General features: G+C 67.6%; 11 protein-coding genes. 5 read left to right on the top strand and 6 right to left on the bottom strand.

Translation table 11 applies throughout. The features are described 5' to 3' along the window. Positions 1 to 88: 88 nt before the first annotated feature. From V5F84_RS04565 to V5F84_RS04550, 4 genes are all read left to right on the top strand, one after another. Complete coding sequence (locus V5F84_RS04565; protein WP_509277160.1) at positions 89 to 1,285, top strand: CoA transferase; 1,197 nt, start codon at positions 89 to 91, stop codon at positions 1,283 to 1,285. A 112-nt stretch (positions 1,286 to 1,397) separates the two neighbouring features. Further along, positions 1,398 to 2,417 (top strand): TRAP transporter substrate-binding protein DctP, encoded by a 1,020-nt coding sequence (gene dctP / locus V5F84_RS04560; RefSeq protein ID WP_394043549.1) that lies wholly within the window; start codon positions 1,398 to 1,400, stop codon positions 2,415 to 2,417. Beyond that, positions 2,414 to 2,992, top strand: a complete 579-nt coding sequence (locus V5F84_RS04555) for a TRAP transporter small permease (RefSeq protein ID WP_394043548.1) — start codon at positions 2,414 to 2,416, stop codon at positions 2,990 to 2,992. The genes dctP and V5F84_RS04555 overlap by 4 nt, the downstream gene beginning before the upstream one ends. Beyond that, positions 2,989 to 4,341 (top strand): TRAP transporter large permease subunit, encoded by a 1,353-nt coding sequence (locus V5F84_RS04550; protein WP_509277159.1) that lies wholly within the window; start codon positions 2,989 to 2,991, stop codon positions 4,339 to 4,341. Before V5F84_RS04555 ends, V5F84_RS04550 begins: the two co-directional genes overlap by 4 nt. Before the next feature lie 30 nt (positions 4,342 to 4,371). Here the strand turns inward: V5F84_RS04550 and V5F84_RS04545 are convergent, their stop codons facing one another. From V5F84_RS04545 to V5F84_RS04525, 5 genes are all read right to left on the bottom strand, one after another. Then, complete coding sequence (locus tag V5F84_RS04545) at positions 4,372 to 6,687, bottom strand: HAD-IC family P-type ATPase (RefSeq protein ID WP_394045241.1); 2,316 nt, start codon at positions 6,685 to 6,687, stop codon at positions 4,372 to 4,374. Positions 6,688 to 6,849: 162 nt separating this feature from the next. Further along, positions 6,850 to 8,526 (bottom strand): thiamine pyrophosphate-binding protein, encoded by a 1,677-nt coding sequence (locus V5F84_RS04540; protein ID WP_394045239.1) that lies wholly within the window; start codon positions 8,524 to 8,526, stop codon positions 6,850 to 6,852. Between the two features lie 29 nt (positions 8,527 to 8,555). After that, the gene (locus V5F84_RS04535; protein WP_394045237.1) at positions 8,556 to 10,028 is read right to left on the bottom strand and encodes an aldehyde dehydrogenase family protein; all 1,473 of its coding nucleotides are present in this window, start codon (positions 10,026 to 10,028) and stop codon (positions 8,556 to 8,558) included. Positions 10,029 to 10,280: 252 nt separating this feature from the next. Beyond that, a complete protein-coding gene (locus V5F84_RS04530) occupies positions 10,281 to 11,297 on the bottom strand; it encodes an ABC transporter substrate-binding protein (protein WP_394045235.1) in 1,017 nt (338 codons plus the stop codon). 472 nt (positions 11,298 to 11,769) lie between these two features. Then, positions 11,770 to 12,660, bottom strand: coding sequence for a transglutaminase family protein (locus V5F84_RS04525; protein ID WP_394045233.1), 891 nt, complete (start codon positions 12,658 to 12,660; stop codon positions 11,770 to 11,772). 395 nt (positions 12,661 to 13,055) lie between these two features. Between V5F84_RS04525 and V5F84_RS04520 the strand changes: the two genes are divergently transcribed. Continuing rightward, complete coding sequence (locus V5F84_RS04520; RefSeq protein WP_394045231.1) at positions 13,056 to 14,885, top strand: SLC13 family permease; 1,830 nt, start codon at positions 13,056 to 13,058, stop codon at positions 14,883 to 14,885. Positions 14,886 to 15,339: 454 nt separating this feature from the next. Here the strand turns inward: V5F84_RS04520 and V5F84_RS04515 are convergent, their stop codons facing one another. Continuing rightward, entirely contained in the window at positions 15,340 to 16,026 is a 687-nt protein-coding gene (locus tag V5F84_RS04515) for a spermidine synthase (protein WP_394045229.1), read from the bottom strand. Positions 16,027 to 16,045 lie beyond the last annotated feature (19 nt).

The raw sequence follows: 16,045 nt of genomic DNA, 5'->3' as shown, positions 1-16,045 counted from the left end.
CGCCGCGATCCCGCGAACCGAACCGGCAGTCCAAGCCCGACACCCACAAGCAAGATGACCTGCGACCATGCCTTTGCCCCTTGAGAAAATGCGCGTCCTGGATCTGACCCGCGCCCTGTCCGGCCCGTTTTGCAGCATGATCCTGGCGGACCTCGGCGCCGACGTGGTCAAGGTCGAGCCGGTGGGCGGCGGGGACATGATCCGCACCTGGGGTCCGTTCGACCGCGAGCAGAGCGCCTATTACCTGTCCGGCAATCGCAACAAGCGCAGCATCGCGCTGAATTTCCGCTCCGCCGAGGGCATGGCGCTGCTGCGCGAGATGGCGCTGAAGTCGGACGTGGTGATCGAGAATTTCAAGCCCGGCACGATGGCCAAACTCGGCCTCGATCCGCAGGAGCTGCGCGCCCTCAAGCCGGAGTTGATCGTCGCCAGCATTAGCGGCTTCGGCTCCTCCGGCCCGCTGAGCGCGCGCCCCGGGTTCGATCAGATCGCCCAAGGCTATTCCGGGTTCATGAGCGTGACCGGCACCACCGAGCCGACGCGCGTCGGCATCGCCATCGGCGATCTGACCTCCGGCATGTGGCTCGCCATCGGCGTGCTGAGCGCGTGGATCGCGCGCCAGGACACGGGCCGTGGCGACCATGTGGAAACCTCGCTGCTCTCCAGCCTCGTGAGCCTGCTCAGCGTGCAGGGCCAGCGCTATCTCAGCCTCGGCGAGGTGGCGGAGCCGACCGGAAACGTGCATCCGGTGATCACCCCCTATGGCGTGTTCCGCGCCGGCGACGGCGACCTGAACATCGGCGCCGCCACCCAGGACATGTGGCTGAAACTGTGCGACATCCTGGAGCGGCCGGACCTGAAGAGCGATCCGCGCTTCCTGGACAATGCAAGCCGCATGGGCCATCGCCAGCTGCTGCGGGAGATCATCGAGGCGGAGCTGGCGCGCGGCACGCGCGCGCATTGGACCGCCCTGCTGGTGGCGGCGGAAATCCCCGCCGGCCCCATCAATACCATCGCGGATGCGCTCAATGATGAGCAGGTGGCCCATCTCGGCCTCGTCGAGACCGTGCCGCACCCTACCCTCGGCCCGCTCGCGCAGCTCTCCAGCCCGCTGAAGCTGGCCGGTGCCGAGGACGGCTGGATCCGCCGCAGCCCGCCGCTGCTCGGTCAGCACACCCGCGAAGTGCTGGCGAACTACGGCTACGCGCCCGCCGAGATCCAGGGTCTGGAAGCGCGCGGCGTGGTGGCGCAAGTGGCACCAGCGACCAGCGAGGACGCCGCCTGAGACGCAGGCCCAAAGAACAAGACGCGCGGGCCGGTCCACGGCCGGCGCCCAAAGAACCGGGCGCGGAAAATCCCGCCCGCTCCGCAATGACGGACATACTGGGAGAAACGCCATGAAGATCAGTCGCAGACTTTTTGTGTCCGGCGCCATCGCCGCGCCGTTCGTCCTCCGCAGCACCGGACAGGCCCGGGCGGACGCCCGCACGCTGAAGATCTCGCATCAGTTTCCCGGCTCGACGGGGACCGAAGGGGATTTCCGCGACCAGCTCGTGAACAAGTTCGCCACCGAGGTGGAAAAGCGCTCCGACGGCGCGCTGAAATTCAATGTCTATCCCGGCTCCTCGCTGATGAAGACCAATGCGCAATTCTCCGCCTTGCGGAAGGGCGCGCTGGATATGTCGCTGTTCCCCATCGCCTATGCGGGTGGCGAGATCCCCGAATGCAACATCGCGCAATTGCCGGGCATCGTGACCAGCTATGAGAGCGGCCTGTCCTGGCGCACCAAGCCGGCGGGCGAGGTGCTGGAAGCCGCACTTGCCGCCAAGGGCGTGATGATCCTGACCTGGGTGTGGCAGGCGGCGGGCTGCGTGAGCAAGGCGCAGCCTGTGGTCGCCCCGGAGGATGCCAAGGGCGTGAAGGTGCGCGGCGGCTCGCGCGAGATGGACATCGTGTTCCAGCGCATCGGCAGTACCGTCGTGTCCTTCCCCTCCAACGAACTCTATGTGGCCTTGCAGACCGGCATCTGCGAAGCCGCCGTCACCTCCTCCACCAGCATGATCTCCTTCCGCACCGAGGAAGTCGCGCGGCATCTGGCGACCGGGCGGGGCAATTCCTATCAGTTCACCTTCCAGCCCCTGCTGATCTCCAAGGCCATCTTCGACAGCCTCTCGGACAAGGAAAAGCAGATCGTCACCTCGGTCGGTCTGGAATTGCAGGATTTCGGGCTGAAGGGCGCGCTGGCCGACGACGAGCGCGTGGAGGCGACCTACAAGAAGGCCGGCGCCGACGTGCATATGCTGACCCCCGACATCATCGCCAAATGGGTCGCCATTTCCAAGGAAACCGCCTGGAAGGATTTCGCGGCCAAGAGCGAGAATTGCGCCAAGCTGCTCGCACTGGCGGCCGCGGCATGAGTCACACGCTCGACACTGCGCCGGACGCCACGGCCGGCATCGCGGCGCGGGCGCAGGGCGGCGGGAGCCTCGCGGCTCTCGCCCGCGCGATGGACCTGGTCAATCGCACCATCGTGCTGCTGGCCGCGTTCGTCCTCGTGCTTGCTGGGCTGATCCTCTCCTACAGCGTCGCCTCGCGGCTCGCCTTCGGTGCCATGAGCTATTGGCAGGACGAAGCCTCGGTGTTCCTGCTGGTGGGGGCCACCTTCATGACCGCCGCCTATGTGCAGGGCCGGCGGGGCCATGTGGCCATCGAGGCCTTGAGCACGCTCCTGCCGCCGCGCGTGAATGCGGCGCGGCTGCTGCTGGTGGATATCGCCAGCTTCGCCTTCTGTGCCTTCTTCACGTGGAAGTCGTTCACATTGCTGGAAGAGGCCTGGATCGAGGGGCAGGTTTCCTCCTCCTCCTGGGCCCCGCCGCTCTGGATTCCCTATGCGACCATGGCCCTTGGAATGGCGCTGCTGTCGCTCCAGATCGCGCTGCAAATCGCCTGCGCCTTGGCTCCGGGGCCGCGCCGGACCGGAGATCGCCCATGAGCACGCTCGTCGTCGGCCTGATGTATGGCGGGGCGACCCTGCTGACCATGTTCATCGGCATGCCCATCGCGTTTGCGCTCGGCGCGGTGGCGGTGCTGTTCATGCTCGGCTTCATGCCAGCCGCATCCCTCGATACGGTCACACAGAATGTCTATGAGGAGATGGCCTCCATCACCCTCCTCTCCATTCCCCTGTTCATCCTCAAGGGCGCCGCCATCGGCAAGTCGCGCGCCGGGCAGGATCTCTATTCCGCGCTCCATGCCTGGATGCACAAGATCCCCGGCGGGCTCGGCATCGCCAATGTGTTCGCCTGCGCCCTGTTCGCCGCCATGGCCGGCTCCTCCCCCGCCACCTGCTCGGCCATCGGCTCCGCCGGCATTCCCGAGATGCGCAAGCGCGGCTATTCGGGCGGCTTTGCCGCCGGCCTGATCGCCGCCGGCGGAACGCTCGGCATCCTTTTGCCGCCCTCCATCACCATGATCCTCTATGCGGTCGCCGCCGAGCAGTCGCTCGGCCGCCTGTTCCTCGCCGGCCTCGGCCCGGGCCTGCTGCTGGTGATGCTGTTCGCCGCCTATGCCATGGTGCGCTTCCGCCAGGAATTCGCCCGCGCCAAGCTGCTCTACGAACAGACCGGGGAAGCCTCCCCGATCCTGCACGAAGAGCACCTCACCATGCGCGACCGCTTCGCCGCGCTGCCGCGGGTGCTGCCCTTCGTGGTGCTGCTCACCGGCGTCATGGTGGCGCTCTACGGCGGCTATGCCACCCCCTCCGAGACCGCCGGCCTCGGCGGGATCCTGGCCCTGGTGCTGATCGCCCTCATCTACCAGGTGTGGACCCCGAAGGATCTCGAGCCGATCCTCACCTCCACCTTGCGGGAGGCCACCATGCTGATGCTGATCATCGGCATGTCGCTGCTCTATTCCTATGTGATGAGCTATCTGCACATCTCCCAGGCGGCGGCGCAGGCGATCGTGGCGCTGCATCTCTCCAAATGGCTGCTATTGGCGACCATTCTGGTGCTGGTGGTGGTGCTGGGCTTCTTCCTGCCGCCGGTGTCGATCATATTGATGACCGCGCCGATCATCCTGCCGCCGCTGAAGGCCGCCGGCTTCGATTTGATCTGGTTCGGCGTGGTGATGACCATCGTCATGGAGATGGGGCTGATCCATCCCCCCGTGGGGCTGAACATCTTCGTCATCAAGAACATCGCCCCCGACATTCCGCTGAAGGACGTGATCTGGGGCACCGTTCCCTTCGTGCTGCTGATGATGCTCGCCGTCCTCCTGCTCTGCCTCTTCCCCCAGATCGCCACCGGTTTCCCCGACCTCGTCATGGGCAAGGGACGGTAGCCTCAAAGAGCCCTGTTTCGTCGGCCGCCGTCAGACGATGGCGAGCCGGCGGAACAGCACCTGCTTCACGGCATCGAGAACGAAGGCGAGGATGATCGCGGCAAGGCCGATGGCACAGAGGAGCGCGATCGGCAGGGGCGCCATGAGCACCCCTTTCAGCGCGAGGGTGCTGATCAGGGTGAGATCCACGACCGACGATGCGATCAGCCATGCCCCGGGGCGCGAGCTCCACAGGTGCAGGCGCTCTCGCGCCACGTAGAACACCGCCTGCCCGCTGAACACCAGCGTGACCACCGCCAGGGTGCGCAGCGTCTCCGTATCCAGGTCGAGAATGAACTTCCCGACCGCAAGGCTCGCAACGCAGAACATGAGGTCGACGAGGCCCATGACGACGCCGGCGATGGTGAGATTGCGGATGCGCCAGGTGTTCGGCCGCGGCGAGGGGCGCACATTGTCGGTGGAAGACGACATGGCGAGAAAGTCGCCGCACACCATCATCAGCACCATCAGCGTGGGCGTGAGGATGGCATGCCCGGTGATCATCAGGCCGGCGGCCAGGAACAGCACCTGGACCACCTTGTGGAGGATCGCGCGGAGCGTGTAGGTGAGAATCCGCTGGAACGTGGTCCGCCCTTCCACGATCGCCGCCACGATCCCACCCAGACCCGGCTCCGTGAGCACGATGCCCGCCGCCGATTTCGCCACGTCGCTGGCGGTGGAGACGGCAATCCCCATCTGCGCCTGGCGCAGGGCGGGCGCGTCATTGGCGCCGTCGCCGCACATGCCGACGATATGCCCGGTCTTTTGCAGCGCCTTGACCAGCAGATATTTATCCTCCGGCAGCACGCCGGCAAAGATCGCATAATCGTCCGCCCGCAAATCCTGCGGCACGGGCGTGGTGGCCCAGGTGCGACCGGTGATGCCGACGAGGCCGGCCACGACCTCGGCCGTGGAACGCGCGTCGCCCGTCACCATCACCGTGCGCACCCCGAGGGCGGAGAGTTGGGCGACCAGATCGGCGGAATCCGCGCGCGGCGGATCGCTGAGGGCCACCAGGCCGACGATGGCGAGCGCCCCGGGCGGCCCCGACGCGACCGCCAACACGCGAAACCCCTTTTCCTCCAGCGCCGCCAACGCCCCGGGCACTTGAGGCGGTGCGGACGCAAGGCCGGCGATTGCGGCGAATGCCCCCTTGGCAACACAGAAGAGCGTGCCATCCGCCGCGCGGAGCGTCGCTTCCGCCCGTTTGCGCGCGGGATCGAAAGGCGTGAAGGTGACCAGCTCGGGGGCGTCGCGAACCGGCGCTCGGGCGGCGGCGGCGCGGACCGCCGCGTCCACCGGATCCCGCCCGCCGTCGGAACTGGCGCGCGCGGCAAGGGCGAGCACCTGCGCCGCGTCATATCCCGGCATGGCGACGACCGACATCACCGCGAGTTCGTTGCGGGTCAGCGTCCCGGTCTTGTCGGAGCACAGGATGTCGATGCCGGCCGCCTCGTCCACGGCCGAAAGGCTCGTGGGCAGCACCCCGCGCCGGGCCAGGGCGCGGGCGCCCACCGCCGCCGCCAGGGTGAACATGGACGGGAGCGCGACCGGGATGGACGCCAGGATCGCAACCAGCATCAGCGGCACGAACTCTGCTGCCGGCATCGGAAGCCACACCGCGTAGATGCCGAGCAGAACCGTCACCACTCCGTTGAACAGCACCAGGCTGCGCACAACGCCCAGAACCGTCTTCTGCTGCGAACTCTGAACCGACGCCGAGCGGACGAGTTCGGCCGTACGGCCGAATTTCGTGCGCGCCCCGGTGGCGATGACCTCCGCCACCGCCTCCCCGCGCCGCACCAGCGTGCCCGCATAGGCCTCCACCCCTGGCCCCGCCTCGATAGCCAGGGATTCGCCGGTGACCATGGATTGATCGAGCAGGATGGCCCCCTCGACCAGCCGCACGTCCGCGGCCACGATGCCGCCGAGCGACAATTTCACCACATCGCCCGCCACCAGCTGATCCACCGGCAGCGTCTGCCACATGCCGTCGCGCCGGACCGAGGCGACCAGCGCGAGGCGCGATTTCAGCGCATCAAGCGTCGCCTGGGCGCGCCGCTCCTGAAAGAAGCCGAGCCCGGCGTTGAACACCAGCAGAAGCGCGACGATTCCGGCCTCGGCATAGTCCCCGATGACGATCTGGAGCAGGATCGCCGCTTCCAGCATCCAGGGCACGGGCGCCCAGAGCTTGTTCATCGCCCGCCGCAGCGGGTGCTGCACCACATCGGCGACGGCATTCGGACCGTCGCGCTCAAGACGTCGCCGTGCCTCGTCGGCCGCCAGGCCGGGGGAGAGATCCGCCATCGCTCGCCTTCTCGTCCATCCACTCGAATGGACTTCTAGAAAGCATAGGGGACCGGCACCTTGATCTTGCGTGGCCCGCCCGCCCACAATCGCGTGAGGCGCCCCTGGGGCAGCTTATTCCGCGCAGCGACAAAGCCGCCGTTCAGAATCGCCCGCGCGCCCTCAGATGATCATGTCCGGGGTCAGTTGATTGGAGGGCACACGCACTTCCACGATGGCCGGGCCGCCGGAGGCCTGCGCGCGCGCGAAAGCGGCCGGAAATTCGCTGTCCTCATTCACCACCTCGCCATGCGCGCCATAGCTCTGTGCGAGGGCGGCAAAATCGGGATTGGTGAGGAAAGTGCCGCTCGGCCGGCCGGGGAAGTGCCGCTCCTGGTGCATGCGGATCGACCCATAGATCGCATTGTTCACAACGATCACCACGATCGGCAGCTTATGGTGAACGGCGGTGGCGAATTCGGGCGAGGCCATCTGGAAACAGCCGTCGCCGGCGAGCGCCACCACGCTGCGCCCGGGATGGCGCAGCTGCGCCGCGATGGCACCCGGCAGGCCGTAGCCCATGCTGCCGGATTTCGGCGCCATCTGGGTGCCGAAGGTGCGATAGCGGAAGAAGCGGTGCAGCCAGACGGTATAATTGCCGGCGCCATTGGCGATGATCGCATCGTCCGGCAGCGTCTCCCGCAGATGCAGGATCATTTTGCCGAGATCCAAGCCGGCGGTGCGCGTCGGCGGCTGCTGATAGGCCTCGAACGCCGCCCGCGCCTCGGCGGTCCACGCGCGCCAGGGAGCGGCGTCGAGCAGCTCCAGTTCGGTCAGCGCGTCGGCGAAACGCTCCATGCCCGCGAGGATGGGCAGATCGGCGGTATAGACCCGGCCGAGTTCCTCGGCGCCGGGATGGACGTGCACGAGGGTCTGCTTCGGCGCCGGCGCGTCGAGGGCGGTATAGGCTTTGCTGGTGATCTCGCCCAGCCGGTCGCCGATGACGAGCAGCACGTCGGCGGTCTTCACCCGCTCTGTCAGCGCGGGGCTGGAGCCGAGCGTGAGATGCCCGACATAATGCGGCAGCTCGTTATTCACGAGATCCTGGGAGCGGAACCCCGCCACCACCGGCAAGGCATTGGCGGCGCAGAAGGCGCTGACCTTCGCCGCCGCCCCCGGCGTCCAGGTGCTGCCGCCGATGATCACCAGCGGCCGCTGCGCCTGCTGGAGCAGGTCGCGCAGGCGCACCATGTCTTCCGGCGCAGGTGCGGCGAAGGTTGGCCGGAAGGCCGGCGCATCGGCCACCGCGCTCACGCTGCTCAGCACATCCTCGGGAATGGAGAGCACCACCGGTCCGGGGCGCCCCTGGGTCGCGATGTGATAGGCGCGGCTGACATATTCCGGGATCAGCTCGGGACGCTCAATCTCGCCCACCCATTTCGTCATGTCCGCGAACACACGGGTGTAATTGATTTCCTGGAAGCCCTCGCGGCCGCGGATGATGCGGGGCACCTGGCCGACGATGAGGATCATCGGCGTGGAATCCTGCCAGGCCGTATGCACGCCCACCGTCGCATGCATGGCGCCGGGCCCCCGGCTGACCAGGCACAGGCCCGGCAGCCCGGTCAGCTTGCCGTCGGCTTCCGCCATGTGCGAGGCGTTGGCCTCGTGGCGACACACGATGAAGCGGACCCCGTGCTCGGCTTCGTGCAGCGCATCGAAGATCGGCAGCGCGCTTTCGCCGGGCACGCCGAAGATTCGGTCGGCGCCGTGGATGCGCAACGCATCTACCAGGATCTGCCCGCCGTTGCGGGTTGCCGTTGCGGCCGAGGGGGTGGGCGCCGGGCTATGGGTATTCATGGGCGGTGTTTCCTCATCGAGCCTGCGGCTCAGCGTGCCGGCTCCAGGGCGCAGATGGTCTTCAGCTCCGAATAAAAGTCCAGCGACCAGGCGCCGCCTTCCCGGCCGACACCGGAGCGCTTGAAGCCGCCGAAGGCCGCGCGCTCGTCGCGCACGCGCCAGCAATTCACCCACACCGTTCCGCTCTGGAGCTGGGTCGCCACCCGGTCCTGGCGGGATTCGTCGCGCGTCCACACGGTTGCCGCGAGGCCGTAGTCGGTGGCATTGGCGCGCGCGATCACCTCGTCCTCGTCGTCGAACACGGAGACATGGCCGCAGGGGCCGAACACCTCCCGGCGGCAGATCTCCGCATCGTCCGACAGGCCGCTGAAAATGCTGGGCGCGACCCAATAGCCGTTCTCGAACGGCGCCGGCATGTCGAGCGCGCCGCCACCGGCGATCACGGTGGCGCCGGCCTCTTTCGCACGGGCGTAATAGCCGAGCACCTTGTCGCGCTGCGCGGCGCTGATGGCGGGGCCGAGGGTGGTGTCGGCGGCCATGGGGTCGCCCGGCTTGAGCGCCCGCGCGGCGGCGGCGATGCCTTCCACGAACGGCTCAAGCACCGAGCGGTGCACGAAGATGCGTTCCGTGGTGAGGCAGACCTGTCCGCAATTGTCGAACATGGAACGGGCGGTCCCGGCGATGGCGGCTTGAAGATCGCAATCGCCGAAGATCAGCGCCGGGTTCTTGCCGCCCAGCTCCAGCGAAACCGGGCGCGGCCCCTGCGCCGCCGCCTGCATGATGGCTTCGCCGGTGCGCGTCTCACCCGTGAAGGCGAGCGCGTTCACGCCGGGATGGGACACGAGGAAGCTCCCGGCCGCGCCTGCGCCATGCCCATGAACGATGTTCAGCACGCCGTCCGGCAGGCCGGCTTCCTTGGCGATCTTCGCCAGCAGCACCGCCGTGCGCGGGGAATGCTCGGAGGGTTTGACCACGATGGTGTTGCCGCACACCAGGGCCGGGGCGACCTTCCAGGTGAGCAGCAGCAGCGGCAGATTCCAGGGGGCGACGATGCCCACCACGCCGATGGGATTGCGGATGATGCGGTTGCGCGCCCGGCCGCCATTGGCCAGCGGCGTCTCGAAGCCTTCCGCGTCCGCCTTGCGCGCGATGTCGGCGAAGGCGCGGAAATTGGCGATGGCGCGCTGGATCTCGATGTTCGTGGTGATGGTGATGGGCTTGCCGGTGTCGGCGATCTCTTCCGCGACGATCTCGTGCAGGCGGGCATCCATCAGGTCCGCGATGCGCTCCATGAGGGCGAGGCGGTGTTCCAGCGTCGTGGACTTCCAGGGACCGGAAAGCGCGGCGCGGGCGGCGCCGACCGCCTGATCCACCATGTCCGCCTCGGTCTCGACCACCTGTGCGGCGACGCGGCCGGTCGCGGGATAATGCTTTTCGAAGAAGCGGGGGCCGAACAATTCACGCCCGGCGATGAAGCAGGGAATTCTGGTGACGTCGTTCATGGAAGCCTCTTGGGCACTCTCGTTCACGCGGGCGGCGCGAAAGCCGCCTGGCGGGCCGGGACCGGCTCTTGCGGCGGCAGGGGACAGGGGGCAGGGAGGGGGCGTTTCAGGACGCCGCCGCGACCGGGCCGGTGCGTGGGCGGCGCGATCCGCGCGCATGGCGTGCGCGGTTGCATGGGGAACATGCCGGAGAGACGCGTCGCTCCCCGGCATGATTTCTTGCCGACCGCCGCGCGGGGCGGCAAGCGCGCCTCACTTGACCATCAGGTCCGCCTTGGGCGGCAGGAAGGAGGGATCGTAGACCTCGGCGATCGTCGGGACCCGCGGCAGGTTGTTGGACTTGGCGATCAGCTCGATGTCCTTCTTCAGCCGATCGGTATCCATGACGCCGAATCCGTCCTTGAGCACGTTCGGGGTGATGATGCAGCAATCCATGGCGAGCTTCAGGCGCTCGCGCTCGATGTCCGCGTTCAGCAGAGGCTGATAGGCGAGGGCCGCCTTCACGCCCTCCTCCGGGTCCTTCACCATGTCGCGCACCGCCTTCACCGTGGCACGCAGGAAACCGCGCACCGCTTCCGGATTCTTCTCCAGGAAGGCTTTGTTGGCGGCGATGGAATTGCTGTACAGCGGCAGGCCATATTGGCTGTACATGAAGTAACCGATGTCGCTTTCCGGCACACCCTTCGATTTCAACTGCATCACCGCGTTGAAAAGCTGGCCCGGAGTGGCATCCACCTCGCCGCGTGCCAGCATCGCTTCGCGCAGGTTCGGTTCGATGTACTGGATCTGCACCGACGGCAGGTCGATGCCGTTGATCTGCGCGAAGATGGGGAACAGCTTGAACGTGGAATCGTGCGCGGCGGAGCCGAGCTTCTTGCCGTCGAGCTGCTTGGGTTCCTTGATGCCCTTCGACTTCAGGAAGAAGATCGCCGCCGGCGCCTGCTCATAACCGCTCATGACGACCGGGAAGGCCTGATCGGGGTTGCGGGCATTGAACTCGGCGAGGACATTGATGTCCGGAAAGCCCATGTCGTAGACGCCCGCCGCGAGCTGGCGCACCACCTCGGTGGACCCCTTGCCGGGATCGACCGTCACATCAAGGCCCTCGGCCTTGTAATAGCCCTTCTGGAGCGCAATCAGGAACGGCGCATGGGCGGACCCCGGAATCCAATCGAGCGCGAACCGGACCTTCGTCTGCGCGTTCGCAGCCTGCATTCCCACTAAAAGAGCAGCAAGCGTCACGCCTGTCTGCACGATGCGCTTCAACATCGTCCTATCCCCTCTGCTCAATATGAGTCTTGCCGAAACTGACGTCCATATCTCTGGTCACACACGTCCCTGGCAGCGAACACCATCGGCCAAGACGCGTGAGGAACTCTGGATTTTTGCTCTTCTTTACGCACATGCATGCGCGGCTTTTCCATTGAGGATGGGACGCTCAGGACGCACCGCCATATGATCAGCACACTGATCATATGGGTGATCCTGTGACGTCCCATCCTCGCCAATGATCAGCGTGCTGACAGTTCATCTCACCGTCAACGTGAATTTTTCAGCTGCGTCTGCCCATTATTTGCGCAAAGACGAGGTTTGCCGCAGGGGTGTCATGGCTTTCCCCAAAGGCCGCGCGGGGGTGAGGCGCGCGCGACCTGCGCGGCGGCTTGACTTGACGGGCGCATGTGGCGGACGGCGCGCGCCGTCCGGCCCGGCCGAATGCGGGGCGGATCCGGCGCGTGGCGCCTTAAAAAGATGCGGGCACCGCGCGCACCGCCACATCCACATGCATGGCAAGCGGATCGCTCGCGTCGCCGATGAAGCCGCCTGAAATCGGGATCGCCTGCTCGGAGGCGCGCGTCACGCCCACGCGGATCAGATTGGCGCCGGCCACCAGCCCGTTCGTGGGATCGTATTCGACCCAGCCCGCGCCGGGGAGATAGACGCTGCACCAGGCATGGGTGCTGCCGCCGCCCACCGTCTCGCCGAAACTGTCGGGATAGAGATAGCCCGTCACGAAACGGGCGGCGAGGCCGAAGCTGCGCAGCGCCTCCATCATCAGCACCGCGAAATCACGGCACGTTCCGGTGCCGAGCGCCAGGGTCTCGGCGGCGGTCTGCGTGCCGGCCTCGTGCCGCGCGCCATAGCGGAACTCGGCCTTGATGGCATGGGTGATCGCCTCCATCACCTCCAGCGTCCGGCCCTTTCCACCGTCGCCCAGGAAGCGGCGAGCCCATTGGTCCACGGTGTTGTCCGGGTCCGGCTGCTGGCGTTCCGCGAGGCGGGCGACATCGGCGACTTCCGATGCCGCATAGGAGAAGGGAAACAATTCCGCCGCCGGTTCCAGGCTGTAGACCGGCAGGGGCGGCCCCTCGGGATGGTGCGTCAGGTCGAGCGAGGAGACGATGCTCAGCCGCTCGGTGCGCAGATCCTGCGGCCATTCCAGAAAGCAGATGGAATTGTTGAACACATCGTGCGCCCAGCGGATGCTGGCGGGCTCCGGCTCCACCTTCAGGGTCGCGCGGTGGAGGCGCAGGTCGTGGCTGTCGTCCGGCCGCAGCATCATGCGGTGGCGGGTCAGGCCGACGGGATTGCGGTAGGTGTACTCGGTCGTGTGGACGATGCTGATCCGTGCCATGAGCCCTCGTGCGGCGGCGTGTGCCGGCTGTTTCCGAACAATCCGATTGAGAAATGGCGGGCGATTGGAAGGGGTCAGGCGCCGGCGGCCCGCAGGCCGGCTGTCGGCGCAGGCGGCGACAGGCGCGCCGCCCCGGTGTCGTTTCGCTTCATCGCCCTGCCTCCCGCGCCGGCGTGCGCTGCCCCCGGCATTCGCCGTGTCCGGTCGCGCTTCGGGGGAAGCTTCACCGTCGCAGACCGCACCTTGCCGGAATCTGTGTCGTGCGGGTGGCGTGCCGTCAAGGTTGCAATCCGCTGCGATCCGGGGAAGAGAGGGCGAAGATCGGCCGAAAGCCTCGGGGCGCACAAAGGTGCCGCAGCGGCACCTTCGGCCGGGACCGCCTGCGGGGACGTTTGATGAACGCTGAACTCGCCATTGTCCTGACGATGCTCGCCGCCGCCGTGGCGATGTTCATCCTCAACCGGCCGCGCATGGATGCGGTGGCGCTGCTGGTCATCGTCGCCATGCCGCTGACCGGCATCGTCACCATGAGCGAGGCCCTGGCGGGCTTCAGCGATCCCTCGATCGTGCTCATCGCCGCCCTGTTCGTCATCGGCGAGGGGCTGGTGCGCACCGGCGTCGCGCGGCGGCTGGGCGATTGGCTGGACACCAAGGCGGGCGGCAGCGACAATCGCCTGCTGGTGCTGCTGATGGCGGCCGTGGGCGGGCTCGGCGCGCTCATGAGTTCGACCGCCGTGGTGGCGATCTTTATCCCCGTGGTGCTGAGGATCTCGCAGAACCGCGGCACCTCCCCCAGCCGGCTGATGATGCCCCTGAGCTTCGCGGCCCTCATCAGCGGCATGCTGACCCTGGTGGCGACCGCGCCCAACCTGGTGGTGAACGCCGAACTCATAAGGCAGGGGTTCGGCGGGTTCGGCTTCTTCAGCTTCACGCCGTTCGGCCTGCCGCTGCTGATCCTCGGCATTCTCTATATGCTGTTCGCGCGGCGGCTGCTGGGCGGCACGGCCGGAGCGGAGGGCGGCATGAACCGGCGGCCGAGCCTGCGCGACTGGGTGGAGCGCTACGGGCTGGCCGACCGGGCGCAGCGGGTGCGCGTCGCGCTCGGCTCGCCGCTCGCCGGCCGGCGGCTGGAGGAAGTCTCGCTGCGGGCCTCGGGCGTGAACCTGCTCGCCATCGAGCGCGGCGCCGGCCGGGCCCTTGAGGTCATTCGGCCGAGCGCGCGCACGCGGATCGAGCCCGGCGACGTGCTGCTGGTGGACGTGCTGGCCTCGCCCGAGCAATTGGAAGCCCTGCGCACCACCTGGAAGGTGGAGCGCATCCCCCTCGCCGACGGCGATTATTTCTCCGACCGCTCCCAGGAGCTGGGCATGGTGGAAGTGATGCTGCCGGCCGAATCCCGGCTCATCGGCAGCACGGTGCTGGAGGCGCGGGTCCGCTCGGAATACGGCCTCACCGTCATCGGCCTGCGCCACGGCGCCCAGGTCGCCTCGGCCGACCTGCTGCACGAGCGCCTCAAGCTCGGCGACACGCTGCTGATGGTGGGCTTCTGGTCCGACATCCGCGCCCTGCAGGACGACATGGAAGACCTCGTGGTGCTGAACATGCCGGCGGAGCTGGAAGAGGTGCTGCCCGCCGCGAGCCGGGCGCCGCAGGCCCTGGCGGTGCTCGGCCTCGTGGTCGCGCTGATGGTCAGCGGCGTCATTCCCAACGTGCAGGCCGCGATCATCGGCTGCCTGCTCATGGGCCTGCTGCATTGCGTGGATTTCAACAGCGCCTATCGCTCGATCAGCTGGAAGAGCCTGATCCTGATCGTCGGCATGCTGCCGTTCTCCATCGCCCTGCAACGCACCGGCGGCGTGGATCTCGCCGCCAACGGGGTGCTGGCGCTGGTGGGAGAGGCGGCGCCGCATCTCGTGCTCGGCACCATCTTCGTCATCACGGCGTTGCTCGGCCTGTTCATTTCCAACACCGCGACGGCGGTGCTCATGGCGCCGGTGGCGCTGGCGATCGCCAAGGATCTCGGCGCCTCGCCCTATCCGTTCGCCATGGTGGTGGCGATCGCCGCCTCCTGCGCCTTCATGACGCCCATCTCCTCGCCGGTGAACACGCTGGTGGTCGGCCCCGGCCAATATGCCTTCGGCGATTTCGTGAAGGTGGGCGTGCCGTTCACCCTCGTCGCGATGATCGTCACCGTGATCCTGATCCCCATCGTCCTGCCGCTCTGAGGGGCGCCGAAAACCGTGTGATTTTTTGACCGATGCGCCCGCCTCGGTTGAATCGCCGGCGCATCGGCGTCAGCATTCCGGCCATGACGAATGTGGATGTCCTCGTCCTGATGGCGGTGATCGGAACCACCCTGTCCAGCTGCGGCGCGTTGCTGTGGGTGCTGCTGCGGGTCATGAAGGCGCCTTAGGCCGATCGATGGGCAGGGGCGGAATGCGCCTGAAGCCGCGCGGTTTTTTCGTCTTCCGCTTGTCGCCGGGCGGCGCGGCACGGCGGGATTCTCCGGGAAATGTTTCACGTGAAACATGGACTTAGCGCAGACGAACAGTGGTTTACTGGCGCTTGACCGCGGCTTTCCGCCCGATGAAACAGGGATTTCGGCCGAACGTTCGCCGAACATGAATCCGGGCCGCACCGGCGGCCTCTCACGCGCCCCCTGCCGGAGATCTGATCCGCTCACGCGCGGCGGGCGGCCTTGGTGGCGACCCAGATCACATGGCGGGCGCCGCCGCGTTTGCCGTTGGCGCGGACCCGCACCTCCTCGACGGCAAATCCGCCCCGCTTCAGCCGCTGGGTGAAGGCGGCATCGGGTGCGGAGGACCACACCGCGAGCAGCCCGCCGGGGCGCAGGGCGCGCAGCGCCGCGCGCAGGCCGGCGGGGTCGTACAGGGCATCGTTGGCGGGCCGCGTCAGGCCGTCCGGCCCATTGTCCACGTCGAGCAGGATGGCGTCGAACCCGTCCGCCTCGGCGCGGATCCGCGCGCCGACATCGCCGGTCCACAGGTCGAGCCGGGGATCGGCGAGACTATCGCCATGGAGCGCCGCCATGGGGCCGCGCGCCCAGGCGATCACCGCCGGCACCAGTTCGGCAACCACGATCCGCGCCTCGGGCCCGAACGCGGCGAGCGCCGCCCGCAGGGTGAACCCCATGCCGAGGCCGCCGATCAGGATGCGCGGTGCCGGGGATGCGCCGAGCCGCGCCCCGGCGAGGGCGGCAAGCGCCTCCTCCGAGCCGCTGAGGCGGCTGTTCATCAGCTCGGTGGCGCCGGCCGTGATGGAGAATTCGGCGCCGCGCCGCATCAGGCGCAAGGTGCCGCCGCCATCGGGCACTTCGGCGGTATCGAGGTGAAGCCAGGGAATCACGATTTTCTCTTCGAGCGAG

Source organism: Roseixanthobacter liquoris (assembly GCF_043195135.2).
In the GTDB taxonomy this organism is placed as follows: domain Bacteria; phylum Pseudomonadota; class Alphaproteobacteria; order Rhizobiales; family Xanthobacteraceae; genus NCEH01.
The sequence above is the reverse complement of the archived record's forward strand: the minus strand, read 5'-3'. Positions and strand labels throughout refer to the sequence as shown.

Excerpts from the sequence above, each read along its gene's own strand:
- V5F84_RS04550 (WP_509277159.1), top strand. The coding sequence starts at position 2,989 with ATGAGCACGCTCGTCGTCGGCCTGATGTATGGCGGGGCGACCCTGCTG.
- V5F84_RS04525 (WP_394045233.1), bottom strand. The coding sequence starts at position 12,660 with ATGGCACGGATCAGCATCGTCCACACGACCGAGTACACCTACCGCAAT.
- V5F84_RS04520 (WP_394045231.1), top strand. The coding sequence starts at position 13,056 with ATGAACGCTGAACTCGCCATTGTCCTGACGATGCTCGCCGCCGCCGTG.
- V5F84_RS04555 (WP_394043548.1), top strand. The coding sequence starts at position 2,414 with ATGAGTCACACGCTCGACACTGCGCCGGACGCCACGGCCGGCATCGCG.
- dctP (WP_394043549.1), top strand. The coding sequence starts at position 1,398 with ATGAAGATCAGTCGCAGACTTTTTGTGTCCGGCGCCATCGCCGCGCCG.
- V5F84_RS04540 (WP_394045239.1), bottom strand. The coding sequence starts at position 8,526 with ATGAATACCCATAGCCCGGCGCCCACCCCCTCGGCCGCAACGGCAACC.
- V5F84_RS04565 (WP_509277160.1), top strand. The coding sequence starts at position 89 with ATGCGCGTCCTGGATCTGACCCGCGCCCTGTCCGGCCCGTTTTGCAGC.
- V5F84_RS04530 (WP_394045235.1), bottom strand. The coding sequence starts at position 11,297 with ATGTTGAAGCGCATCGTGCAGACAGGCGTGACGCTTGCTGCTCTTTTA.
- V5F84_RS04535 (WP_394045237.1), bottom strand. The coding sequence starts at position 10,028 with ATGAACGACGTCACCAGAATTCCCTGCTTCATCGCCGGGCGTGAATTG.
- V5F84_RS04545 (WP_394045241.1), bottom strand. The coding sequence starts at position 6,687 with ATGGCGGATCTCTCCCCCGGCCTGGCGGCCGACGAGGCACGGCGACGT.